At 73.4% G+C, this 22,527-nt stretch carries 21 protein-coding genes and 3 tRNA genes; 10 read left to right on the top strand and 14 right to left on the bottom strand.

The features are described from left to right. Positions 1-136: 136 nt before the first annotated feature. Positions 137-209: transfer RNA gene (locus tag ACGF4F_RS23430), tRNA-Arg, on the bottom strand. A gap of 36 nt (positions 210-245) precedes the next feature. Next, positions 246-336: transfer RNA gene (locus tag ACGF4F_RS23425), tRNA-Ser, on the bottom strand. Positions 337-937: 601 nt separating this feature from the next. Between ACGF4F_RS23425 and ACGF4F_RS23420 the strand changes: the two genes are divergently transcribed. After that, positions 938-2,212 (top strand): hypothetical protein, encoded by a 1,275-nt coding sequence (locus ACGF4F_RS23420; protein WP_357434310.1) that lies wholly within the window; start codon positions 938-940, stop codon positions 2,210-2,212. 134 nt (positions 2,213-2,346) lie between these two features. Here ACGF4F_RS23420 and ACGF4F_RS23415 read toward each other — a convergent pair whose 3' ends face one another. Beyond that, positions 2,347-3,120 (bottom strand): CPBP family intramembrane glutamic endopeptidase, encoded by a 774-nt coding sequence (locus ACGF4F_RS23415; RefSeq protein WP_357434311.1) that lies wholly within the window; start codon positions 3,118-3,120, stop codon positions 2,347-2,349. Positions 3,121-3,292: 172 nt separating this feature from the next. Between ACGF4F_RS23415 and ACGF4F_RS23410 the strand changes: the two genes are divergently transcribed. Continuing rightward, a complete protein-coding gene (locus ACGF4F_RS23410; RefSeq protein ID WP_357434312.1) occupies positions 3,293-4,414 on the top strand; it encodes a globin domain-containing protein in 1,122 nt (373 codons plus the stop codon). A gap of 128 nt (positions 4,415-4,542) precedes the next feature. Here the strand turns inward: ACGF4F_RS23410 and ACGF4F_RS23405 are convergent, their stop codons facing one another. Next, positions 4,543-6,066 carry a peptide deformylase gene (locus ACGF4F_RS23405; protein WP_357434313.1) on the bottom strand — a complete coding sequence of 508 codons (1,524 nt, stop codon included), beginning with the start codon at positions 6,064-6,066 and terminating at the stop codon, positions 4,543-4,545. 374 nt (positions 6,067-6,440) lie between these two features. Here ACGF4F_RS23405 and ACGF4F_RS23400 point away from each other — a divergent pair, with 374 nt between their 5' ends. Continuing rightward, positions 6,441-7,223, top strand: a complete 783-nt coding sequence (locus ACGF4F_RS23400; RefSeq protein WP_357434314.1) for a hypothetical protein — start codon at positions 6,441-6,443, stop codon at positions 7,221-7,223. A gap of 29 nt (positions 7,224-7,252) precedes the next feature. On the opposite strand, the gene ACGF4F_RS23395 is transcribed toward ACGF4F_RS23400, so the two are convergent. Then, positions 7,253-9,064, bottom strand: a complete 1,812-nt coding sequence (locus ACGF4F_RS23395) for a hypothetical protein (RefSeq protein WP_357434315.1) — start codon at positions 9,062-9,064, stop codon at positions 7,253-7,255. 210 nt (positions 9,065-9,274) lie between these two features. On the opposite strand from ACGF4F_RS23395, the gene ACGF4F_RS23390 reads away from it, so the two are divergent. Beyond that, positions 9,275-9,985, top strand: coding sequence for a class I SAM-dependent methyltransferase (locus ACGF4F_RS23390; RefSeq protein ID WP_357434316.1), 711 nt, complete (start codon positions 9,275-9,277; stop codon positions 9,983-9,985). 62 nt (positions 9,986-10,047) lie between these two features. Here ACGF4F_RS23390 and ACGF4F_RS23385 read toward each other — a convergent pair whose 3' ends face one another. Together ACGF4F_RS23385 and ACGF4F_RS23380 are read right to left on the bottom strand one after the other, a co-directional pair. Next, positions 10,048-10,581, bottom strand: coding sequence for a YbhB/YbcL family Raf kinase inhibitor-like protein (locus ACGF4F_RS23385; protein ID WP_357434317.1), 534 nt, complete (start codon positions 10,579-10,581; stop codon positions 10,048-10,050). Positions 10,582-10,674: 93 nt separating this feature from the next. Then, positions 10,675-10,763: transfer RNA gene (locus ACGF4F_RS23380), tRNA-Ser, on the bottom strand. A 97-nt stretch (positions 10,764-10,860) separates the two neighbouring features. Here ACGF4F_RS23380 and ACGF4F_RS23375 point away from each other — a divergent pair. Together ACGF4F_RS23375 and ACGF4F_RS23370 are read left to right on the top strand one after the other, a co-directional pair. Beyond that, entirely contained in the window at positions 10,861-11,400 is a 540-nt protein-coding gene (locus ACGF4F_RS23375; protein WP_357434318.1) for an AAA family ATPase, read from the top strand. A gap of 9 nt (positions 11,401-11,409) precedes the next feature. Beyond that, on the top strand, positions 11,410-12,384 hold the full coding sequence (locus ACGF4F_RS23370) for an NAD(P)H-quinone oxidoreductase (RefSeq protein WP_357434319.1): 975 nt from the start codon (positions 11,410-11,412) through the stop codon (positions 12,382-12,384). Positions 12,385-12,388: 4 nt separating this feature from the next. Here ACGF4F_RS23370 and soxR read toward each other — a convergent pair whose 3' ends face one another. Beyond that, the gene (gene soxR, locus ACGF4F_RS23365; RefSeq protein WP_357434320.1) at positions 12,389-12,850 is read right to left on the bottom strand and encodes a redox-sensitive transcriptional activator SoxR; all 462 of its coding nucleotides are present in this window, start codon (positions 12,848-12,850) and stop codon (positions 12,389-12,391) included. A 46-nt stretch (positions 12,851-12,896) separates the two neighbouring features. Here soxR and ACGF4F_RS23360 point away from each other — a divergent pair, with 46 nt between their 5' ends. Together ACGF4F_RS23360 and ACGF4F_RS23355 are read left to right on the top strand one after the other, a co-directional pair. Then, positions 12,897-13,589, top strand: a complete 693-nt coding sequence (locus tag ACGF4F_RS23360) for a transketolase (protein ID WP_357434321.1) — start codon at positions 12,897-12,899, stop codon at positions 13,587-13,589. Positions 13,590-13,591: 2 nt separating this feature from the next. After that, a complete protein-coding gene (locus ACGF4F_RS23355; RefSeq protein WP_357434322.1) occupies positions 13,592-14,470 on the top strand; it encodes a transketolase in 879 nt (292 codons plus the stop codon). Between the two features lie 70 nt (positions 14,471-14,540). Here the strand turns inward: ACGF4F_RS23355 and ACGF4F_RS23350 are convergent, their stop codons facing one another. Next, positions 14,541-15,239, bottom strand: coding sequence for a glycosyltransferase family 2 protein (locus tag ACGF4F_RS23350; RefSeq protein ID WP_393080217.1), 699 nt, complete (start codon positions 15,237-15,239; stop codon positions 14,541-14,543). Between the two features lie 262 nt (positions 15,240-15,501). Between ACGF4F_RS23350 and ACGF4F_RS23345 the strand changes: the two genes are divergently transcribed. Continuing rightward, positions 15,502-17,100 (top strand): ricin-type beta-trefoil lectin domain protein, encoded by a 1,599-nt coding sequence (locus ACGF4F_RS23345; protein WP_357434324.1) that lies wholly within the window; start codon positions 15,502-15,504, stop codon positions 17,098-17,100. Positions 17,101-17,157: 57 nt separating this feature from the next. On the opposite strand, the gene ACGF4F_RS23340 is transcribed toward ACGF4F_RS23345, so the two are convergent. From ACGF4F_RS23340 to ACGF4F_RS23320, 5 genes are all read right to left on the bottom strand, one after another. Further along, complete coding sequence (locus tag ACGF4F_RS23340) at positions 17,158-17,760, bottom strand: hypothetical protein (protein ID WP_357434325.1); 603 nt, start codon at positions 17,758-17,760, stop codon at positions 17,158-17,160. 58 nt (positions 17,761-17,818) lie between these two features. Further along, complete coding sequence (locus ACGF4F_RS23335) at positions 17,819-19,288, bottom strand: HAMP domain-containing sensor histidine kinase (RefSeq protein WP_357434326.1); 1,470 nt, start codon at positions 19,286-19,288, stop codon at positions 17,819-17,821. Further along, positions 19,281-19,973, bottom strand: a complete 693-nt coding sequence (locus tag ACGF4F_RS23330) for a response regulator transcription factor (RefSeq protein ID WP_357434327.1) — start codon at positions 19,971-19,973, stop codon at positions 19,281-19,283. Before ACGF4F_RS23330 ends, ACGF4F_RS23335 begins: the two co-directional genes overlap by 8 nt. Before the next feature lie 68 nt (positions 19,974-20,041). Then, entirely contained in the window at positions 20,042-20,554 is a 513-nt protein-coding gene (locus tag ACGF4F_RS23325) for a hypothetical protein (RefSeq protein ID WP_357434328.1), read from the bottom strand. Between the two features lie 204 nt (positions 20,555-20,758). Further along, on the bottom strand, positions 20,759-21,931 hold the full coding sequence (locus ACGF4F_RS23320; RefSeq protein ID WP_073837066.1) for an acetyl-CoA C-acyltransferase: 1,173 nt from the start codon (positions 21,929-21,931) through the stop codon (positions 20,759-20,761). Positions 21,932-22,045: 114 nt separating this feature from the next. Here ACGF4F_RS23320 and ACGF4F_RS23315 point away from each other — a divergent pair, with 114 nt between their 5' ends. Further along, positions 22,046-22,483: a PH domain-containing protein gene (locus tag ACGF4F_RS23315; protein WP_357434329.1), complete on the top strand. Its 438-nt coding sequence runs from the start codon at positions 22,046-22,048 to the stop codon at positions 22,481-22,483. Positions 22,484-22,527: the final 44 nt, after the last annotated feature.

Genomic DNA, 22,527 nt, shown 5'->3' with positions numbered 1-22,527 from the left:
CAACCATTGCCGCGGCGACTCTCCGTTGCAGTCAAGCATCCTCAGCGGCGGGGCGTGCATCCATGGATGCACGAAAAAGCCCCTCTGGTCGATCATTTTCGATCGCCAGAAGGGCGTTTTCCCTGCTCAACCGCTGCGCGCCCGAAGGGACTCGAACCCCTAACCTTCTGATCCGTAGTCAGATGCTCTATCCGTTGAGCTACGGGCGCTTGTTGCTCGGCCAGTCTACACACCCGGCTTTCGCGCGGAGACTCCGGGATTCGAACCCGGGAGGGGCTTTAAAACCCCAACCGCATTAGCAGTGCGGCGCCATAGACCAGACTAGGCGAAGTCTCCCCGGTGGCCCGGAGACCACCGCGCCCGAGGATACAGGCCCACACCCGCCCGGGGCAAAGCGACTACCGGGAAGGGCCCGTCCGCTGCGTTTCCCCCGTGTGCGACGTCACGCTCCGGACTAGGCTCCATCGATATGCAGGAGCAGCCGCCGAGCGATCCGCCCCGTCGCGAGCCAGCCGTCGACGCCCGGCGAAGCCGCTCCGCGAAACCGACCTTCACCCCGCCCCCGACCTCCGAACCGTCCACGGGCGGTGCCGGAGCCAGCTCCGGGCCACCGCCCCGCGCACGGCGGGCGAAGGTCGCTCCGATCGTGATCTTCCAGCCGCCCGACCCGGCCGCCACCGCGTCGCGCGCCGGCGGTCCCGACGGCAGGCCGGAGGCATCGGCCGCCGCGCCCCGCCCCCGCCCGTCCGCAGAAGATGGCCCGACCTCGAGTACGCGGGACAGCGCGGCCGGGCGTGGGGCGCCCCCGGCCGACGGCGGGACGCCAGACCCGACGGACGGCGGAAGGACGGACCCGGCGGACGGCGGGTCGGCCGAACCGGCCGACGGCCGGGCGACGAACCCGGCCGATGCCGCTCCGGCAGGTGAGGCGGCCCCGATGCCGACCCGCCGTACCCCGGCCCGGAAGGCAACCTCGCCGGCAAAGAAGGCCACCACGACCGGGAAAGCGACCCCGCCGGCAAAGAAGGACACCACGACCAGGAAGGCGGCCACGGCGAAGAAGGCCACCCCGGCCGCCCGGAAGCGGGCCGCCGAGACGGAAGCGGATCCGGCGGCAGCACCGGCGCAGGCCGGCGGGGCGGAGCCGATCGGACCAGCCGGCGCGGCCGGCGTCACGGTCGCTCAGGCGGACGTGTCGGGACCGGGCAGCGCGCCGAGCGGCACCGACGACGGGGCCACCGAAACGGACGGGACGGCAGCGGCCAGCCCGCCGGCTGCCTCCCGGACCGTCGAACCGGGCAGGCCGACCGATGTGGCTGGCGTCACCGAAGCGCGGACAGCGGGCACGGCTCCGGCCGGGACCGCGCGGGCGGAAGACCAACCGCCGGCTCGGACCGGACCGCAGAAGAAGGCCGCGAAGACTGCCAAGAAGGCGCCCCCGGCGGCGAAGGAGACCGGGCCGGCGAGGAGGACGGCCGGCGAAGACCCGACGCCTGCCGCTGCTCCGCCGCCGGAGAAGATCACCGCGGCGACCCCGGATCCGCTCGCCGGGGACGAGCCGGAGTCGGGGCGTACCCCTGAAGTGAGCTGGCGGGCGATGGGCGCGCGCCTGCTCGACCACCCCGGCTTCGCGCCGGAGCTGCTGGCCCGCGCCGCGGTGGAGGCCCTCGGGCCCCGCGCCGGCGCCTGGGTCGAGCGGACCCGGGACAGGTACCCGGACGCGGACGCCGACGGGCTGGCCCGGTTGGCGACCCGGCGGTTCGTCCGGCTGGCCGGGGCGGGTGGGGCGCTCGCGGCGGGCGCCGGGCTCCTCGCGCCGGTGGCCGAGCTGGCGGCGGTGCTGTGGTCCCAGGCCAACCTGGTGCTGCACCTGGCGGCGGTCTACGGCCGCGACCCCGGGCACCCGGACCGGGTGATCGAGCTGCTGGTGCTGACCCAGGTACACCCGGACGCCGGCACCGCCCGCGCGGCGCTGGCCGCGGTGACGTCGGCGGGCGCGCCGGCGGACGGCCCGTGGCCGCGGGCCGCCGAGGCGGCGTGGCGGCTGGCCACGCCGTTGGCCGCGCAGGCGGGCGGGTGGCTGGGACTGCGGGTGGCGTCGCGGCTGTTGCCGGGGGCGGCGCCGCTCGCTGCCGCGGCGGGCGACTCGGCCGCCGCCGAGCGGTTGGCCGCCCGTGCCGTCAGCCTCTACCGGCCAACTCGCCGCCGCTGACCGCGTCGCCGCCGGGGGGAGGCCAGGTTCGCCGGGATGCCCACCCACGGCCGTATCGGCGATCAGCAGGCGGGGACAACCCGAGCTGCCGCAACCAGTGGACGCGGCGGGGGCCGCCGACGGCGCCAGGGCGGTCAGAGCCAGCCGAACCAGGACTTCGGCAGCAGCGCATACCCGACGAAGGCGACCACGTCGAGCAGGGTGTGCGCGACGATCAGCGGGGCCACCCGCCGGGTGCGCAGGAAGAAGAGGCTGAACACCACGCCCATCACGGCGTTGCCGAGGAACGCGCCGAAGCCCTGGTAGAGGTGGTAGGAGCCGCGCAGCAGGGCGCTCGCCGCGATGACCGCCCCGAGCCGCCAGCCGAGCTGCCGCAGCCGGGTGACCAGGTAGCCGACCACGATCACCTCTTCCAGCACGGCGTTCTGCACGGCGGCAAGGATCAACACCGGCACCGCCCACCAGAGGTGCGGCAGGGCGGCCGGGACCAGGGTGGCGTTGATGCCGAGCTGCGCGGCCGCCCAGACCAGCGCCAGCCCGGGCAGGCCGATGAGCGCCGCCAGCGCCGCCCCCCGGGCCAGGTCGGCGCCGGGCCGGGTCAGGTCCACCCCGAGCGTCCGGGCCGGGTCGCCGGGGTCACGGGCCAGCAGATGTACGGCGAGCAGCACCGGCAGCAGCGCGAAGAAGATGCCGAGGAGCTGGTACGTCAGGTCGAGGTACGGCCGGGCCGACGCGGAGGTGTTCAGCGCCGCGGTCTGCTTCGCGAGCCCGCCCGTGGCGGTCAGCTTGGCGATCAGCGAGACCAGCGCGTACACCGCCGACTGCCCGAGGGAGAGGCCGAGCACCAGCAGCGCCTCGGTGCTCAGGGTCCGGCGGGACACTGGCCGGGTCAGCTCGTCAACCGTCACCCGACCACTGTGCCGCACGCGCGGGCGGGCCGGCACCTGTCCGGGCATGACCAGGACGGCGCGGCCTCGCGCGACCCGGGTGAGCCGGTCGCACATTCTGTGCGACCGGCGTACACGCTGCGTGGAGATTCTATGGGGGCCCGATCCGCCGTCAGAAGAAGGAGCGCCCCCCGTGGAGAACTTCGCGCGGCTGCTGAAGGAGAGCTGGACCCTGGTCGAGGAGAACCGGGAACGGCTGAGCGGTCACTTCTACGCCCGGCTGTTCCTCCTCGACCCGGAGCTGCGCAAGCTCTTCCCGGTGCAGATGAACGGGCAGGGCGACCGGATCCTGGAGGCGATCGTCACCGCCACCCAGACGGTGGGCGACCCGGAGAGCTTCGACGAATGCCTGCGGGCGCTGGGCCGGGACCACCGGAAGTACCACGTCGAGGCCGCGCACTACGAGACCATGGGGGTCGCCCTGCTGGACGCGCTGCGCAGCACCGCCGGGGACGGCTGGAACCTGGAGTACGACCAGGCGTGGCGGGAGGCGTACGCGAGCATCTCGGAGAAGATGCTGGCCGGGGCGGCGGCGGACGAGAACCCGCCGTTCTGGCACGCCGAGGTGCTCACCCACGAGCGGTACGGCCCGGACACCGCGGTGCTGACCGTCCGCGCTCTCCAGCAGCCGCTGCGCTGGCAGGCCGGCCAGTACGTCAGCGTCGAGGCGCCCCGCTACCACCCCCGCGTGTGGCGGACGTACTCGGTGGCGAACGCCCCGAACGACGACAACGTGCTCGAGTTCCACGTGCGGACGCCGGCCGGCGCGGCGGGGTGGTTGTCGGGGGCGCTGGTCCGCCGGACCAAGCCGGGTGACCTGCTGCGGGTGGCCGCCCCGATGGGTTCGATGACCCTGGACCGGTCGTCCACCCGGGACATCCTCTGCGTGGCCGGCGGGGTGGGGCTGGCCCCGATCAAGGCGCTGGTGGAGGAGCTGACCGGGTTCAACCGGACCCGCTGGGTGCACATCTTCTACGGGACGCGCCGGCCGGAGGAGCTGTACGGCCTGCCGGGCCTGGAGGAACTGGTGGCCGCGCATCCGTGGCTGTCGGTGACCCCGGCGTGCAGCGCGGATCCGGACTTCGACGGCGAAGTGGGCGACATCTCCGAGGTGGTCACCCGGTACGGCCCGTGGACGACCCACGACTGCTACGTCTCCGGCTCGGCGGCGATGGTCCGGGCCACCCTGCGCGCGCTCGCCGCGGACGACGTTCCGCCGGAGCACATCCGGTACGACACGTTCGGCAACCTGTAGGCGTTTCTCCCCCCAAGCCGGGTCGCGTGCCCCTGCCCCCTGGGGCACGCGACCCGGTCCCCGATCGCCGGTACGCGGGCCGGGCCGGCAACCGGCCCGCGTACCGGATTCTCCCGGCGTTCGGGGCGTCAGTAGCGCCAGGGGTTGCCGGTCTCCCGGTATTCCTCGACCGGCACCAGCGGCACACCGGGGGCCATCCGGTCGACGTAGAGGCGCCCGTCCAGGTGGTCGATCTCGTGGGCGACCAGCCGCGCCATGGCGTACTCGAAGGACGTGATGATCCGGCTGCCGTCCCACTGGGCGTGTTCCACGTCGATCCGCAGCGGCCGGGGCACCAGCCCCCGGTGATCGAAGAAGGAGAGGCAGCCCTCGTACTGCTCGTCGGTCTCGGACGCGGTGTCGACCACCCGCGGGTTGAGCAGGACGACCGGCTCGGCCGCCCGGTCGGCGGGGCGGACCAGCGCGGCGGCCCAGCCGAGCCCGAGCTGCGGGGCGGCGATGCCGACACCCTTGCTGAACGGGTGCAGCTCGTCGAGGCGGACCAGGACGGCGGAGAGCCGGTCGACGACGTCCCGGGCGGCGCGTTCGTCGCGGGGCAGGTCGAACTGGCGGACGGGCTGCCGGAGCAGGTCTTCGCCACGCTGCACGATGCCGAGGGCGCGCATCCGGTCGCTGGCGCGTACCCGGCCGTGGGGAGCGTCGGGCTCGGTGTCCGAGGGCTCGCTGCGGAACCGCCACTGCATCCGGTAGCGGGCGTTCAGCGGCGGGTCTTCGGTGGCCCAGTCGTAGCGTGCCCGGCCGCCGTCGTCACGCCGCTGGATGGGGGTACGCAGCGGCCCCTCCTCGGCGGAGAGGGAGGTCTCCATTCCCCACACCTTCGGGTCGAGCTCGGCGGGGAGGTCGAGCCGGACGGCGAGGTGCCGGGTGGGCAGGCGGACGGCGCGTTGAAACCACGGGCCCCACTTGTCCCGACCGACCTGGTACGCGTACTCGATGGTGACCCGGTCGCCGGGGTAGAGCGGGAAGCGGCCCTCGTCGTTCTCGAAGAGCAGCCAGATCTCCTTGAACGCGTCGCGGTCGTGCTTCGCCCGCCAGTGCATCGGCTCCCGCGCGCCGCCGTCGTCCCGGTAGGCCTGCAGCTGCAGCTCGGCGAAGGTGAGCGGGTGCTCCCGGTGGTGCCGGTTGGAGCGGCCCGGGTCGTTGGGGTAGCGGTCGACGGCGACCCGGACCAGGTAGCGGGTGACCGGTTCGGTGCCCGCGTTGTAGAGCTCACGTCGGATCGCGCAGTGGTAGCTCTCGCCGGTGTGGGTGAGGGTGGCTGACTCCCGCTCGACCACCAGGCCCGTGCCGGGGGGCAGCCACTGTCCGGGGGCGGGCTGGTCCCGGTGCGTCCCGCCGGAGCGGCCGTGCCGCAGCTCGTCGTACTCCCGGAAGCGCTGCCAGATCGCGCCGCTGGCCTCCAGGACGGCCTCGGCCCGGCGGGCGAAGTCCTCGGTGGGCCGGTGCCGGCGCCCCTCGACGTGGCTGACGTACGACGGGTCGAAGCCCATCAGGGTGGCCAACTGCTTCTTGGACAGCCCTCGGCCGGTGCGGTGCCGGGCGAGCTCGGCCGCGAACGAGTCGGCGGCACGCTCGATGGGTGAGGTCGTCATCGGCTTCCTCGGACGCGGGAAGACCATTTTCACGTTGGGTGGCCAAACGTGTACGGAAACTGCCTCGTATTCGACACTCACCTTGACAATCCAGCGGCTCCCGTCGATGCTTGCGCGGTCCGCCGGCCGGCCCCGTGGCGTTTTCCCCCGACCCTGGCGGGTACAACGCGACTGCTCCAGGTCGCGGCGTGGCGTCAGAAACGCCGAGCCGGAGTGGCCGAAGCAGGCCGGCGGAGTGACCGGGACCTCTCCCGCCACCCCTCGATGCGACTTTCCCCCGAGCGGTAGCTGTGGTTAGGCTAGCCTTAGTTCGGGCCGACGAGACGCGCCGGCCGGTGCGCGAGCAGACAGGGGCGGATCAGGTGACAGCGGTGATGCCGAGGCGCGACGCCGCCACGCCGCTCGCCCCGGTCACCGCGGCCCTGCGCGCCATGTTCGGCACCGACGACCTGCCCGGGCTCGCGCCCGGCCTGCTGGTCACCGAGGACGTGGCTCGCTGGGCCCCGGCCAGCCGGCTGGTCGACGGCACCCTGCTGCCGGAATTCCTGCACGCCGCGGCCCGGCGCTGGGGCGGCACCCCGCACGCCTGCGCCGCGGTGGCCTGGAAGTCGTACACCTACTGGACCGCGCTGCCGGTGGTGCTCGGCTGGGCCTCGGCGCGGCGGGTGCCGCTGCTGGACCCGGCCGACGTGCTGATCCACTTCGAGGACCACCACCAGCTGCTCACCCTGGGCCTGCGCAGCTCGACCACGATCGCCGTGCTGCCGAGCGATCCGCTGGCGCTGGCCGGCGCCCCGCACGTACGGGTGGTCGCCGACGAGGCCGCGCTGCTCGACGCGCTGCGCGCCTCGCTGCTCGACGCCCATTTCGCCCCGCTGATCGCGGCCATCCAGGCCGAGGTCCGGATCGGCACCCGTACGCTGCTCGGCTCGGTCGCCTCCGGCATCGCGCACGGCGTGCTGCGCGCCTCGGACGCGCTGCCCGGCTCCTCGACCGAGAGCATCGGGACGCTGCTGGACGCGCTCGGCCTGGGCGACCTGGTCGAGCTGGTGCCCGGCCCGGGTGGGGAGCCGACCGTGCAGCGGCGTACCTGCTGCCTGGCCTTCACCCTGCCCCGGCCGAAGATCTGCCAGGGCTGCTGCGTTCGCCCCTCCTGACCCGCACACCGGCCGCCGCCGAGGCGGTGTCAGTCGACCAGCGGGCGGACGTCCCAGAGCCACACCCCGCCGGTGGACACCGGCTGGATCCCGGTCAGCGCGATCATCCCCTCGCGCAACGCGTCGGCCTGCCGCAGCCGGGGGTCGAGGATCACCGCCCCCGCCCGCCAGTAGCGCAGGTCCTCCAGCGCGGCCATCCGGTCCGCCGGGCTGATCGGCGGCACTCCGTCCGTACGCCGGATCGTGGTGAAGAAGCTGCTGGTGGGGCGGGGCGGAGCGCTGAACAGGGCCACCCGGTGGCCGTCGGGGCGGGTGTCCGGGTAGAGGAAGTACCCACGGGCCAGCGGCATGCCCAGCCGGGTCTCGGCGGACCAGCGCAGCGGGTCGGCGTAGTCGGTGTCGGGCAGCGGCAGCGTGACGACGCTGTGCCCGCCGGCCACGTAGGGCCGCCAGGCGCCGGTGGTGACGAAGTCGGGTGTCGGGTTGAGGCGTACCGAGGGGAGCGGGGTGGGCAGGATCGGCAGCAGCGCCATGGTCAGCACGGTGGCCGTGGCGAACCGGATCTGCGGGCGGGCGGCCGGGTGTCGCCGAGCCACCCGCCGGACGTGGTCCGCGCCGAGCGCGAGCAGGATCCCGACGATCGGGGTGAGCGCCAGCGACCAGCGGGTGGGCACCACCGAGTGCAGCACCGGCAGCTTCTCCAGCACGGCCCACGGCCCGGGGATGCCGGTGTCCCGCCCGTCGAAGCGGACCTCCCGGCCGAGGGAGAAGGCCGCGAAGATCACTCCGACGGCGGCCAGGCCGAGCACCACGACGTTGCGCCGCAGCCACCACACCAGCGCGACCACCAGGACGGCGAGCGGCCAGCCGAAGAACGCGTTCTCCTCGGTGGCGTTCTTCACCAGCCGGGCGCTGGTCCGGGCGTCCCCGGCGATTGACTCCCGGGACCAGGCGACGAACGAGGCGAGGTCGGTGCGGTAGCCGCGGATCAGCCGGGACAGCCCCTCGTAGGCCCCGGGTCCGAAGAACTGCACGTACAGCGGGTACGCCAGCAGCACCACGGCGACGGCGGCGGCGACTCCGAGCCCGGCCCAGAAGGTCCGGGCCGACCGGCGCAGGTGTGGCCGGCCGAGGGCGAGCGCGACCACCACCACCCCGAGCCCGATCGCCGTCATCAGCAGGATCTCCAGGTTGAGGAAGGCCTGCCAGACGATTACCAGGCCGAGCAGCACGCCGTTGCGCAGCCAGCGGCCCGGGTCGGTCAGCCGCAGCGTCCGCCAGATGATCAGCGGCACCACGAACTGGCTGACGATGTTGGGGTGGGCGTTGGCGTGCGAGACCATCGCCGGCGCGAAGGCGCAGAAGCCGGCCCCGAGCCAGGCCGGCCCCCGGGCCCCGATCAGCACTCGGGACAGGACGAAATACCAGGCCACACCGGTGGCGAGCAGGCCGACGGTGAGAAAGACCAGAAATGACGTACGCGGTCCGAACAGCGAGGTGATCGGCGTCATTGGCAATGAAACCGATAATACCGACGTATTTGCCATCAAATTGACACCGTCCGGCACATTCATCCGGTCCGAGGTGAACGGGTAGACAAAATCCGTCACCACCCGGGCACCGTGCGCCATCATCCACTCGAACTGCGCCTGATCGGTGCGGTTGTCCCGCACCCCGTGCGCCGGGTTCAGCCAGAACCGGGCGGTCACCCAGAACGCGAGCAGCACGAAACTGAGCACGGCGGCGGCGTCGACCCACCTGCCCCGCGCCGGCCGTCCGCCCTCGTCGGGCCCGTCCTCGCCAGCGCCACCGGAGGCGGCGTCCGATTCAGGAGTAGTCATGACAATTCAGAGCGTAGTCAGGGAATCGCGGTGGCCGTGCATGTTTCTGGGTACTGGCGTACTATGTGCCGAGTTCGCCGACCGCCGATCACGTGCCCACCCCCGACCACAATTCGGCCACTCCCGGTACCCCGATTCCCGCACCATCCATCGGGATGGTTGACTCTGTCGGTCCAGGCGCGGGTCAGTCATATCGTGAGGAATCGACGCATGGCAGATATCACTGGGGATCAACGCGTCCAGTCGGAGGTGCTCGAAGGCCTGGCGACCGCGGTCAACCACCGGAGATGGTTCGTCGAGCTGGCGGTGCCCCACCTGGGTGACAACCCCATCGAGATCGGCAGCGGGCTGGGCGACTACGCCCTGGAGTGGTCCGCGCACCTGCCCCGACTCACCGCCACCGAGGCGGACCCGGACCGGCTGGTCCGGCTCAAGGAGCGGCTGGCCGAGCACCCCACCATCGAGGTACGGCAGATGCTGCTGCCGCACTCCGAGCGGGGCGACTACAGCGCGGCCGTGTCGTACAACGTGCTGGAGCACATCGAGGACCACGTGGGCGCGCTGCGCAGCATGCGCGACCTGGTCCGGCCCGGCGGCGCGGTGATCATCATCGTGCCGGCCTTCCAGTTCGCGATGAGCCCGGCGGACATCGCCACCGGTCACGTCCGGCGCTACACGAAGCAGACGCTCGCGGCGGCGATGACCGAGGCCGGGCTCACCGTGGAAAAGATCCACTACGCCAACGCGCTCGGCCTCATCGGCTACTTCATGGCCACCAAGGTCTTCCGGCTGATGCCGAAGGAGGGCCCGATGGTGAAGATCTACGACAGCCTGGTCCTCCCCGCCACCAAGGCGGCGGAGCAGCGGCTGCGCCCGCCCTTCGGCCAGTCCGTCTTCGCGGTCGCCCGGGTACCGGGCTGACGCTGCTACGGGCACGGGCCCCGCGTCGGCGGGGCCCGTGCCCTGTCACGGCTCGTGGACAGTCACTCCGCGATCTGGTACGTCGGACGGATGACCGCCCGGGCCAGGGTGTGGAACGCCAGGTTGAAGCCGACGTAGGCCGGGCTGGCGGTGGGGCCGACGTCGAGCTGATCCACGTCCACCGCGTGCACCGCGAAGACGTAGCGGTGCGGGCGGTCGCCGGCCGGCGGGGCGGCGCCGCCGTAGCCGGTGTCGCCGTAGTCGCTGCGGACGCTGAAGGCGGCGCCGAATTCGCTCTCCTTGACGCCGGTGGGCAGCTCGGTGACCGAGGCGGGCAGGTTCACCAGCACCCAGTGCCAGAAGCCGCTGCCGGTCGGGGCGTCCGGGTCGAAGCAGGTCACCACGAAGCTCCTGGTCTCGTCCGGGAAGCCCGACCAGGCCAGGTGCGGGGAGACGTTCTCGCCGCCGACGCTGCCGTGCGCGTACCGCACGTTCATCGGCTCGCCGTTACGCACGTCGTCACTGGTCAGCGTGAACGACGGTACCGTCGGCAGCAGCTCGTACGGGTCCGGGGCGATCGGTCGTTCCAGGGTCATCGAGAGGATCCTTCCGGGTGCGCGAGTTCCTGCGCCCCTTCATACCCCGCGAGCGCCCGCCGTGCGCGAGGACGCGACGGGGGACCCGGGTTGCGGAGGGTGTGGGATTCGAACCCACGAAGGACATCGCTGCCCTTACCGGTTTTCAAGACCAGCGCCATCGGCCACTAGGCGAACCCTCCCGGACACGTCCCCCACGGGGCGCGCGACCGTGCCTAGTCTGCCACGGACCGCACCGCGGGCGAGCCGCCGTCCCACCCTCGCTGGCAGGATGGCCCCGTGTGGGAAACCCCGGCGGTGGTGCTGATCACCGGAATCATGGCGGCGGGCAAGTCGACTGTGGCCGAACTGCTGGCCCGGCGGCTGCCCCGCTCGGTGCACCTGCGCGGTGACGTGTTCCGGCGGATGGTGGTGAACGGGCGCGCGGAGATGACCGCGCAGCTCTCGGACGAGGCGTGGCGGCAGCTCCGGCTCCGCTACGACCTGGCCGCCACGGCGGCGGACCGGTACGCCGCCGAGGGCTTCACCGTCGTGCTCCAGGACATCGTGGTCGGCGCCGAACTGTCGGCCATGGTCGAACGGATCCGGCACCGGCCGCTCGCGGTGGTGGTGCTCGCGCCGCACGCCGAGGTGGTCGCCGCCCGCGAGCGGGACCGGCCCAAGCAGGGGTATGGGGACTGGCCGGTCGCCGACTTCGACGCCGGGTTCCGCGCCGAGACGCCCCGGATCGGGCTCTGGCTGGACACCTCGGAGCAGACCCCGGCGGAGACGGTGGACGAGATCCTGACTCGGGCGTGGACGGACGGTCGGATCGGGTAAGACTGGGCCATGCACGCGATCACGATCCCGAAACCCGGCGGACCCGAGGCCCTCGTCTGGTCGGAGGTGCCCGATCCGGAGCCCGGCCCCGGCGAGGTGGTCGTCGAGGTGTCGGCGAGCGCGGTGAACCGCGCCGACCTGCTGCAACGGCAGGGGCAGTACCCGCCGCCGCCGGGCGCGCCGGCGTACCCGGGGCTGGAGTGCTCCGGGATGGTCGCCGCGCTCGGCCCGGGCGTGACCGGCTGGGCGGTCGGCGACGAGGTCTGTGCGCTGCTGGCCGGCGGCGGGTACGCCGAACGGGTGGCCGTGCCGGCCGGGCAGCTGCTGCCGGTCCCGCGCGGCGTCGACCTGGTCGACGCGGCCGCGCTGCCCGAGGTGGCCTGCACGGTCTGGTCGAACGTTGTCCAGCTCGCCCGGCTGGCCGAGGGCGAGACGCTCCTGGTGCACGGCGGGGGCAGCGGGATCGGCACCTTCGCCATCCAGCTCGGCGTGGCGCTCGGCGCCACGGTGGTGGTGACCGCCCGGTCGGGCAAGCACGACCGGCTGCGCGAGCTGGGCGCCGCGCACGCGATCGACTACCGGGAGCAGGACTTCGTCGAGGAGGTCCGCCGGGTCACCGACGGGCGGGGCGCGGACGTGATCCTGGACATCATGGGTGCCGCGTACCTGCCGCGGAACGTGGCGGCGCTGGCCACCGGTGGTCGGCTGGTGGTGATCGGCATGCAGGGCGGCCGCAAGGGCGAGCTGGACCTGGGAATGCTGCTGGCGAAACGCGGTTCGGTCCACGCGACGGCGCTGCGCTCCCGCCCGCTGGACGAGAAGGCGGGGATCGTCCGGGGGGTACGCGAACAGGTGTGGCCGCTGGTCGAGTCCGGGGCGGTCCGGCCGGTGGTGCACGCCCGGGCGAAGCTGGCCGACGCCGCCGACGCGCACCGCCTGCTGGAGACGAGCGACCACCTGGGCAAGGTGCTGCTGGTCCGGTGACCGGTCAGGCCGGCGCCGGGTCCGAGTCGGGGCGGGGCAGCATGAGCCGCGCGCCCGGGCCCTCGGCGGCCAGCGAGTCAGCGGGGTTGTAGAGGGTGCAGCGCTGCAGCGACAGGCAGCCACAGCCGATGCAGCCGTCCAGGTCGTCGCGGAGCTTGCCGAGCAGCCGGATCTTCTCGTCCAGCCGGTCCCGCCAGCTGCGGGAGAGGGCGGCCCAGTCGTCCGGGGTGGGCGTACGCGACGACGGCAGGGAGTCGAGCGCCTCCCGGATCTCTTCCAGCGAGACACCCACCTGCTGCGAGATCCGGATGAACGCCACCCGACGCAGCTCGGTGCGGGCGTACCGGCGCTGGTTGCCGCCGGTGCGCTGGGACCGGATCAGCCCGAGCCGCTCGTAGTAGCGCAGCGCGGAAGGGGCCACCCCGCTGCGGGCGGCGAGCTGTCCGATGGTGAGTGCTTCGTGCATCACAGGGCCTTGAGTTGAAGTGCGCTTCAACTCCGAGGCTAGCGGCATGACGACGACGACCGCCACCGACCCCGCCGTGCTGCGGGCGCTGCTCGACCGGGTCCGCGCCGGGCGCGAGTTCGGCGCGAACGTGTACTCGACGCTGGACGTGCTTCAGGTGCTCTACGACCGGGTGCTCCGGATCACCCCGGAGACCGTCGACGACCCCGACCGGGACCGCTTCCTGCTGTCCAAGGGGCACGCCGTCGCCGGCTACTACGCGCTGCTCGCCGCGAAGGGCTTCATCCCGCTCGAGTGGCTGGACGACCAGGGCGGGCCGGACAGCCGCCTCGGCGACCATCCGGACCGGCTCCTGGTGCCCGGCGTGGAGATCGGGTCCGGGTCGCTCGGGCACGGGCTCGGCCTGGGTGTGGGCACCGCGCTCGGGCTGCGGGCCCAGGGCCGGTTCGACCCCCGGGTGTACGTGCTGCTCGGCGACGCCGAACTGGACGAGGGCTCCAACCACGAGGCGATCGCGTACGCCGGGGCGACGGGGCTGGCCAACCTGACCGCGATCGTGCTGGACAACCGATCGGCAAGTCACGGCTGGCCGGGCGGCGCGGCGAGCCGGTTCACCGTCAACGGGTGGAGCGCCGCGACGGTGGCCGGCCGGGACCACGAGGCCCTGCACACCGCCCTCACCGGGCACGACAACCACCGGCCGCACGTCGTCGTCGCGGTCGTCACCGACGGGGAGTGATCATGCGAGACACCTTCGTGGCCACGGCCACCGCCTTCCTGGACGACCCCCGGACCACCATCGTGCTGGCCGACATCTCCGCCGCGGCGTTCGCCCCGGCCGCCGAACGCCACCCGGACCGGGTCATCAACGTCGGCATCCGGGAGCAGCTCATGGTGGGCGTGGCGGGTGGCCTCGCGCTGACCGGTCAGCGCCCGATCGTGCACAGCTACGCGCCGTTCCTCATCGAGCGGGCGTACGAGCAGATCAAGCTGGACCTCGACCACCAGGGGGTCGGGGCGGTGCTGGTCAGCGTCGGCGCGTCGTACGACCGGGCGACGGCGGGCCGCACCCACCTGAGCCCGGCGGACGTCGCGCTGATCGACACCCTGCACGACTGGACGGTCCACGTGCCCGGCCACCGGGACGAGGTGCCGGGGCTGCTGCGCGGCGTGGTGTGCGGGTCGGATTCGGCGTACGTGCGGTTGTCCACCCAGAGCAACGCGCGGGCGTACCCGGAGGCGGGTGACCTGCGGGTGGTCCGCGACGCGGGACCGGGTGCGCCGCTGCTGGTGGCGGTCGGGCCGCTGCTCGACCAGGCCCTCGCGGCAGTCGCCGACCGGCCGGTCACCGTGGCGTACACCCATCGGCCGCGGCCGTTCGACACGGCGGGGCTGCGGGCCCTTGCCGGCACCGAGGTGATCCTGGTCGAGCCGTACCTGGCCGGCACCTCGGCGCGGGTGGTCGGCGCGGCGCTGGCCGACCGGCCGCACCGGTTGCTCGCTCTCGGGGTGGGCCGGTCGGAGCTGCGCCGCTACGGCACGCCCGAGGATCACGACCGCTGGCACGGCCTGGACGCGGCCGGCCTGCGCCGGTCGGTCGAGGAGTTCCTCGCCGCCTGACCGGGGATCGCGGTGTCGCGGGATCAATCAGCCCGGGACACCGCCGCATCCGCGACCTGGCGATGAGAGATCAGGAGTCGACCGGGCGGCGCCGGGCACGCTCACGGGCCAGGATCCAGATCGCCTCGACGCCGTCCTTCCAGGTGATCTTCTTGCCCTCCTCGCGGCCCCGCGCGCGGTAGCTGATCGGCACCTCGTACGGGCGGATGCGCTGGCGGAGCAGCTTGCCGGTGACCTCGGCCTCCATGCCGAAGCCGCGGGAGCGGATCCGCAGCGAGCGGTAGAGCTCCAGCGGCATCAGCTTGAAGCAGGTCTCCAAGTCGCCGATGTAGGAGTTGAAGAGCACGTTGGCCGCCATCGTGACGCCCTTGTTGCCCATCACGTACCAGAAGCTGTAGGCGCTGTGGCTGCCGAAGGTCCGATTGCCGTAGACGACCGTCGCCCGGCCGTCAAGCACCGGCTCGAGCAGCCGCGGGATGTCCTGCGGGTCGTACTCGAGGTCGGCGTCGAGGATGACCAGGTAGTCGCCCTCGGCGTTGTCGACGGCGGTCTTGATCGCCGCGCCCTTGCCGGCGTTGCGCTTGTGGGTGATGACCCGCAGCCGGGCGTCGTCCACCCGGCCGAGCACCTCGGCGGTGCCGTCGCGGCTGCCGTCGTCGACGACGACGAGTTCGATCTCGCACGGGTAGTCCACTGCCAACGCCTGCTTGAGGGCATCCGCGATGCGTTCTTCCTCGTTGTAGACCGGCATGAGGATCGACAGCTTCACGGGTGCTCCACGGTGGCGACGGCAGATCGGGCCTAGCGTAACCTGGCTGGTCCCCGCGGTCAGCAAAGCATGGCAGCGAATTCGACGAGGTTGAACATCCGGACGGTCCGCTGCCGCCCGCACGGCCGACCCGATATGTCGGAAGGGTCCACTTCCGCACCCGCCGCAACGTTTCTGAGACGCATTCACATCCCTCCTCCATTCGGGTTACCTTCCGGTAACTCAATCGACGTCGAGCGATTGAACCGAAAGGAGTGCGTCGATGCTTGGTACCCCCGCCAGGCGCGCGCGGACGACCCGACGGCGGGCCCTGGCCGTCGTGTCCGCCGCCGCTCTCGCCCTGCCGCTCCTGGTCGGACCGGCCGACCCCGCGGCCGCCGCCGATCGGCCGGCCGTCCAGCCGCTCCCCGCCGCCCTCGAGACCGTCCGGGCCGCCGAGGCCACCGCCCTCTACGGATCCCCCGAACTCCGGCCGCTGGAGCAGCGGCGGACCGCCCTGGTCACCATGGGCGACAGCGAGATCTCCGGGGAGGGGGTGGGCAACTACGTCCCCGGCACCCATCAGCCCGGCAACTGGTGCGACCGTTCGTACGACCAGGCCGTCTTCCGTACCGGCATCCCGGCCGACGAGCGCTACAACCTGGCCTGCTCGGGCGCCACCCCGTGGCACCTGATGGCCGGCGGCCCGACCCAGCACAACGAGCTGAACCAGGGCGACTACCTGGCGATCAAGGCGCGTAACACGCACGTCGAGCTGATCTGGGTGGTCGTCGGCGCGAACGGCGAAGGCACCATCCAGTTCGGGCCGGTCGCCACCGACTGCGCGATCCGCCGGGTCTTCTTCCAGGGGGCGTGCTGGCCGACGTACACCGACCAGTGGACGATCCGCACCGACGGCAGTCGGGTCGCGGTCGAGGCCGCGATCAACTCGATCCGGCAGACCATGACCTCCGCCGGCTACCTGCGCTCCGACTACGAGCTGGTGCTGATGTCGTACCCGAGCCCGGCCAGCCCGGACGTCGAGGACAACCCCGACTTCCCCGGCTGGTACGCCGGCGGCTGCCTGCTCTACCTGGCCGACATGGCGTTCGCCCGGAACAAGGCGGTGCCGCTGTTCGAGTCGGCGCTGCGCGCGGCCGCCGCGAACACCGGGACCCGCTACCTGGACGCCAGCCGGCTCTTCCACGGCCACGAGGTGTGCACCGACAACACCTCGGTCCGCGGGCTCTACATCGAGGTCGGGATCTGGGACGAGAACGCGGCCCGGCAGTCGTTCCACCCCAACTACCGGGGCCACGGCATGTTCGCCCAGTGCATCACCCAGTTCTGGACCGCAGGCCAGCAGCAGGCCACCTGCGTCGACCCGGCCAGCACGGGGCAGGGCGTGCTGGTCAACGGGCTGCTGGCGTTCCGGCAGTTGCGCAACGTCGCCACCGGCACCTGCGTGGACGGCAAGGGATACGACTCGCGCAACGGCACCGTGCAGCAGTCGTACGCCTGCCACGGCGGGCGGAACCAGGGTTTCTGGTACGACCCGGCGCGGCAGTCGCTGCACTCCGAGCTCTCCCACGACCGCTGCCTGGACGTGACCGGCGGCTCGCTGACCGCCGGCACCACGGTCAACAGCTACGACTGCCACGGCGGGCCCAACCAGAAGTTCGTCTTCGCCGGCAACCAGCTCAAGCCGGCCGGCGCGAGCAACCTCTGCGTCGGCTTCGACAACCCACTGCTGGGGACCCCGCGGCTCCGGCTGGCCGCCTGCTCCACCAGCACCCGTCAGCAGTGGTCCTTCGAGTCCCGGTCGTACGCCAACCCGGTCGGCTACGGCCACGACGACTTCATCGGATCCCACGTCTACTGAGCAGAGCGGTCAACCGGGGCCCCCGCTACCACCGGCGGCAAGCGGGGGCCCCGCCGTTCACTGCTGCCTGACCGGCACCACGATCAGCCGGGCGCTGCCACCGTCGCCGTCCTTGGCACCCGCGACCCCGACGGTGGTGCCGACCTTGATGTCGCTGGACCGCACGGTGGTGCGCCGCTCGACGACCCGCAGCTTGTCGCCGAAGGTCCAGGTCATCGTGAAGCCGTCGGTGGACTTCACGGTCATCGACCGCTCGTCGATGGCGGTCACCTGGCCGCGCTGGACGGCGATCGTCTTCGTACCGCCGTCCTTGGTCCGCACCACGACCTCGCCGTGCAGCGTGTTCTTCCGGAGCAGCACCCGGGCCCGGTGCCGCTTCCGCCACTCCTCCGCCCGCTCACCCCGCTTGTCCTGCGGACCGGCCTGCTCACCGGCCGGGGCGGCGGCCGAGGGGGCGGCGACCGGGTCGACGTCCAGCTCGGCGGCGTCGAAGCCCAGCGCGGCGAGCGCCTGACCGTCCGCCCCCATGGCGGCGGCCACCTCGACCGCGGTCTCCTTCGCGGGGTCCGCGGCGAGCGGGGCCGGGCCGCAGCCGGTGAGGCCGAGCGCGGTGGCCGCGAGCAGCGCGGTGACGCCGGTGACGATTCCCTGACGTGCCATCGGTTGTCCTCTCTGGTCCGTGGTGCCGTCATCGTCGCCTGGGCGGACGAGCGGATCGTCAGGCCGATGTTCGGGTCAGGTAAGGATCACCGGGCAGCCGGACGGCGAAGGCCGCGCCGCCCTCCGGGGCGTGCCCGGCGGCGATGTCGCCGCCCAGGCGGCGGACCAGCCCGGCGGCGAGCGCCAGGCCCAGGCCGCTGCCCACCTTGCGCACACCCCGGTACCGCTGGTGCAGCGCGCCGCGCTCGAACGCCACGGCCAGGTCGTCGTCGGTGAAGCCGGGTCCGCCGTCGCGGACCTCGACGACGCCGCCCGCGGCCGGGTCCGCGCCGGCCGGCCGGACCGCGAGCACGATCGGCGCCCCCGGCGGTACGACCCGCAGCGCGTTCTCCAGCAACCCGTCCACGACCTGCCGGATCCGCCCCGGATCGGTGTACGTGGGCACCGGCCCGCCGGGCGTCTCCACCCGGAACGGCACCCCGACCGCCGCGCACCGGTCGGACCAGGTCCGTTCCGCGTCGGCGGCCAGCCGGGTCAGGTCGACCGGGCCCGGCTCCAGCGGGAAGTCGGCGGCCTCCAGCCGGGCCAGCGCCAGCAGGTCGGCGACCAGCCGGTCCAGGTGCTCGGCCTCGGCGAGCATGGTCCGCCCGGTGGCCGGCACCGCATCCGCCTCGATCACCCCGTCGGCCAGCGCCTCGGCATAGCCCCGGATCGCGGTGAGCGGGGTGCGCAGTTCGTGCGAGACGGAGAGCAGGAACTCCCGCTGCCGCCCCTCGCTGGTGGCCAGCGCGGCGGCCAGCCCGTTCAGCGCGTACGTCAGGTCGGCCACCTCGTCCGGGGGCTCCACCGGTACGCGGACCGCCCGGTCCCCGCCGCGCAGCCGGGCGGCGGCCCGGGCGGCGGTCCGGATGGGCCGGGCCAGCCGGCGGGCGAGCAGCAGGCCGGCGACCACCCCGGCGGCGAGCCCGGCGAGCAGCGGCAGCCAGAGGCCGCGCAGCACCTGCCGCCAGGGTCCGCTGGTGGTGGCCCGGGTCAGCACCAGCCCGTCGCCGCCGGCCAGCGTCCGCCCCTCGACCAGCGCCCGCCCCTCGACCAGCGCCCGTTCGCCGTTGACCAGCCGCCGGCCGGAGACGTCCCGCCCGGACGCCACCCGGCTCACCACCTGCCGGGGCAGGCCGGGGCGATCCACCTGGCCGGCCCGGATGAGGTACACGTCGATGTCCTGCTGGCGGAGTTGGCGGATCAGCCGCTCCCCGGCGGCGTCCCGCTGCCGCGCCGCGCTGACCCGGAGCACACCGGCCGCGAGCTGGGCCTGGGCGGCGAGCGCCTCCTGGTCGCGCCGCTCGGCGCCGCGTACCGCCAGCGGGACCGCGACCAGCGCGGTGACCAGCACCGACACCAGCGCCACCGCGCAGGTGACCAGGACCGCGCGGGCGGTCAGGGTGTGCGCGAGGCGCCGCCGGGGCGGGGCCGGGCGGGGCCCGAGCACCGGCAGCGCGACGGTGGGCTGGTGGGTGTGCTCAGGCATCGGCCGCGTACCCGACGCCGCGGTGGGTGCGGATCACGCTGGCCGGGCCGAGCTTGGCGCGTACCTGCGCGACGTGCACGTCCACCGTCCGGGTGCCGGCGTGCGCGGCGTACCCCCAGACGCCGGCCAGCAACTCCTCCCGGGTGAAGACCCGGCCGGGCCGGGCCATCAGGTGCGCGAGAAGGTCGAACTCGGTGGAGGTGAGCTGGACCGGGGCACCGGCCGCGGTGACCGTCCGGCGGGCCGGGTCCAGGGTGACCGCGCCGACCACCCGGGGCTGCTCGGCCCCGGCGGCCGCCCCGGCGGCCCGGCGCAGCACCGCCCGCACCCGGGCGACCAGCTCGCGCGGGCTGAACGGCTTGGTCACGTAGTCGTCCGCGCCCAGTTCCAGGCCGACGATCCGGTCGACCTCGTCGTCCCGGGCGGTGAGGAAGATGACCGGCGTCCAGTCGCCGGCCTCGCGCAGCCGCCGGCAGATCTCGGTCCCGGCCAGGCCGGGCAGCGCGATGTCGAGCACACAGGCCACCGGGCGCATCCGCCGCGCGGCGGCCAGCCCGGCCGTGCCGTCCCGTTCCAGGTGTACGGCGAACCCGTCCCGGGCCAGATAGAGCCGGACCAGATCGGCGATGGCCGGCTCGTCCTCGACCACGAGGACGAGCCCGCGCGGCGCGGTGTCGGCGGTCACCGGCCAATGATTACCGACCGGCGCCCGACCGGGATGTCAGGGACTGTTCGGGTTCGGTAAGGAGCCGGTCAACGCACCGGCGCCGGGCGGAACACGACCGGCCGGGTGCCGACCGGCGGCTCGCCGATGGTGGCGACCAGCCGCTCCGCCGACGTCCGGAGCCGGGTCCGGAAGGCGTGGTTGAGCAGGGCGTCGACCTGCCACACCTGCTTCGGGTGGTGGGTACGGATGAGGAACCGCTCGCGGACCCCGTCGATCGCGGTGGCGGCCAGCTCGACGCTGTGCGACCGGGGGTCCGGGCTCCAGGTCACGTTGCTCAGCTCGCGCAGTTCGGTGTTGAGGTGCAGGCGCAGCCGGTGCAGCACCCGGGTCTGCTGGGTCACCACCAGGCGGCGGTGGGTGAGGAGCATCAGGTACTCGCCGCCGATCGGATGGTCCGGGCGGCTGCATCGGGTCACCAGGATGGTGGCGTCGCCGGAGCCCACGCACCGGCGGAACACCGGCATGTGCCGGCTGACGGTCTGGGTCGCCAGGCCGGTCTCGGCGGCGGCCGGAAGGAACGTTCGCGAGAACACGTCCATGCAAGATGCAACGAGCATGTGAGCAGGGGTGATATGGGTCACTCCCGATTTCTGGAACTTCCAGCTATGCAACTCGCACTCGTTGTCCGGCCGCCGGCCCCGGCCCAGCCCGCCGAGTGCGGGCGCGCCCGTGATCGCCGGGTGGCGGCGCTCGCCAGGTCCGGCCGGACGGGTGGCCGACCGGCGGGCGAGGAGATCGTCCGATCAGAGCAGCTCGACGATGGTGGCGTTGGCCATGCCGCCGCCCTCGCACATGGTCTGCAGGCCGTAGCGGATTCCGTTGTCCCGCATGTGCTGGAGCATGGTGATCATGATCCGGGCACCGGACGCGCCGAGCGGGTGGCCGAGGGCGATCGCCCCGCCACGCGGGTTGAGCCGCTCCGGGTCCGCCTCGGTCTCCGCCAGCCAGGCCAGCGGCACCGGGGCGAACGCTTCGTTCACCTCGTACACCCCGATCTCCTCGATGCCCAGCCCCGCGCGGCGCAGCGCCTTGGCGGTGGCCGGGATGGGGGCGGTGAGCATGGTGACCGGATCGTCGGCGGCGACCACGGCGGTGTGTACGCGGGCCAGCGGGCGCAGTCCGTGCCGGCTGGCCCACTCGCTGGTGGTGACCGCGAGCGCCGCGGCCCCGTCGGAGATCTGCGACGCGGAGCCGGCGGTGACCACGCCGTCGGCCTTGAACGGGGTGGCCAGCTCGCCGAGCTTGGCCAGCGAGGTGTCCCGGCGGATGCCCTCGTCGGCGGTGAACTTGCCGCCGTCGGCGAGCGCCACCGGGGCCAGCTCCGGGTCGAACGCCCCGGCGTCCTGCGCGGCGGCCGCCTTCTCGTGGCTGGCCAGCGCGAACTCGTCGAGCTGGCTGCGCGAGAAGCGCCACCGCTCCGCCATCAGCTCGGCCCCGACGCCCTGGTTGAACGGCAGCGGGCTGTCCGCGGCGACGCCCTCGACGCCGCGGTAGCGCTCCAGGATCGCCGCGCTGAACGGCATCCCGCCGGCCACGCTGGAGCCCATCGGCACCCGGGTCATCGACTCGACGCCACCGGCGACCACCAGGTCGGCCTGACCGGAGAGGACGGTGGCGGCGGCGAAGTGCAGCGCCTGCTGGCTCGACCCGCACTGCCGGTCGAGAGTGGTGCCGGGGACCGACTCGGGCCAACCGGCGGCGAGGACGGCGTTGCGCGCCACGTTCCACGACTGCTCGCCGACCTGGGACACGCAGCCCCAGACCACGTCGTCGACCTGGCCCGGGTCGATGCCGGTCCGCTCGGCGAGGGCGCGCAGCACATGCGCCGACAGGTCGACCGGGTGCACGCCGGCGAGGCTGCCCTTGCGCCGCCCGACCGGGGTCCGTACCGCACCGACGATGACCGCGTCACTCATGTTTACTCCCCGGTAACTTGGGCTGCCCCGATCCTACGTCCTCACCCGGCCGGCCGTCCTCCCCCCGCTACCCGTCCGTCGCGCCGGGGACGGGTCGGCTGGCATGCTGGGACCGTGCATCCCCAGTCGACTCCGGCCCGGCAGTGGCGGGTGCCGGCGGTCCTGCCGGTGGCCAAGCTGGTCGCGGCGCTCGTCCTGGTCGCGCTCGGCCTGCTCTTCGCCGGCGGCGACCGGGTCCAGCTCGTGCTCGCCGGCCTGGCCGCCGCCGCGCTGGCCGGTTGGGGGGTACGCGACCTGGTCGCGCCGGTCCGGCTGGCCGTGGACGCGGAGGGCGTCACGGTGATCCAGGGCTTCGCCGGCCGCCGGCAGCTGCCCTGGCCGGCCGTGGAGGCGATCCGGGTGGAACGGCGTACCCGACGGGGGCTGACCGCCGAGACGCTGGAGATCGACGCGGGCGAGTCGTTGCACCTGTTCGGCCGGTACGACCTGGACGCGCCGCCGGAAGAGGTGGCCGATGCGCTGCGCGCCGCCCGCGCCGCCGGGACCGGCTGACCCGGCCAGCGGCTGACCCGGCCAGCGGCAGGGCCGGCCGGGCT

Source organism: Micromonospora sp. NPDC047740, assembly GCF_043204735.1.
GTDB lineage: Bacteria > Actinomycetota > Actinomycetes > Mycobacteriales > Micromonosporaceae > Micromonospora.
Note: the sequence above shows the minus strand (reverse complement) of the source record. Positions and strands in the feature narration are given on the sequence as shown.

Coding starts and splice junctions, on each gene's coding strand:
- ACGF4F_RS23320 (WP_073837066.1), bottom strand. CDS start 21,931: ATGAGTGACGCGGTCATCGTCGGTGCGGTACGGACCCCGGTCGGGCGG.
- ACGF4F_RS23385 (WP_357434317.1), bottom strand. CDS start 10,581: ATGACCCTGGAACGACCGATCGCCCCGGACCCGTACGAGCTGCTGCCG.
- ACGF4F_RS23325 (WP_357434328.1), bottom strand. CDS start 20,554: ATGGACGTGTTCTCGCGAACGTTCCTTCCGGCCGCCGCCGAGACCGGC.
- ACGF4F_RS23335 (WP_357434326.1), bottom strand. CDS start 19,288: ATGCCTGAGCACACCCACCAGCCCACCGTCGCGCTGCCGGTGCTCGGG.
- ACGF4F_RS23420 (WP_357434310.1), top strand. CDS start 938: ATGCCGACCCGCCGTACCCCGGCCCGGAAGGCAACCTCGCCGGCAAAG.
- ACGF4F_RS23370 (WP_357434319.1), top strand. CDS start 11,410: ATGCACGCGATCACGATCCCGAAACCCGGCGGACCCGAGGCCCTCGTC.
- ACGF4F_RS23360 (WP_357434321.1), top strand. CDS start 12,897: ATGACGACGACGACCGCCACCGACCCCGCCGTGCTGCGGGCGCTGCTC.
- ACGF4F_RS23395 (WP_357434315.1), bottom strand. CDS start 9,064: ATGACTACTCCTGAATCGGACGCCGCCTCCGGTGGCGCTGGCGAGGAC.
- ACGF4F_RS23400 (WP_357434314.1), top strand. CDS start 6,441: ATGCCGAGGCGCGACGCCGCCACGCCGCTCGCCCCGGTCACCGCGGCC.
- ACGF4F_RS23355 (WP_357434322.1), top strand. CDS start 13,592: ATGCGAGACACCTTCGTGGCCACGGCCACCGCCTTCCTGGACGACCCC.
- ACGF4F_RS23345 (WP_357434324.1), top strand. CDS start 15,502: ATGCTTGGTACCCCCGCCAGGCGCGCGCGGACGACCCGACGGCGGGCC.
- soxR (WP_357434320.1), bottom strand. CDS start 12,850: ATGCACGAAGCACTCACCATCGGACAGCTCGCCGCCCGCAGCGGGGTG.
- ACGF4F_RS23405 (WP_357434313.1), bottom strand. CDS start 6,066: ATGACGACCTCACCCATCGAGCGTGCCGCCGACTCGTTCGCGGCCGAG.
- ACGF4F_RS23390 (WP_357434316.1), top strand. CDS start 9,275: ATGGCAGATATCACTGGGGATCAACGCGTCCAGTCGGAGGTGCTCGAA.
- ACGF4F_RS23340 (WP_357434325.1), bottom strand. CDS start 17,760: ATGGCACGTCAGGGAATCGTCACCGGCGTCACCGCGCTGCTCGCGGCC.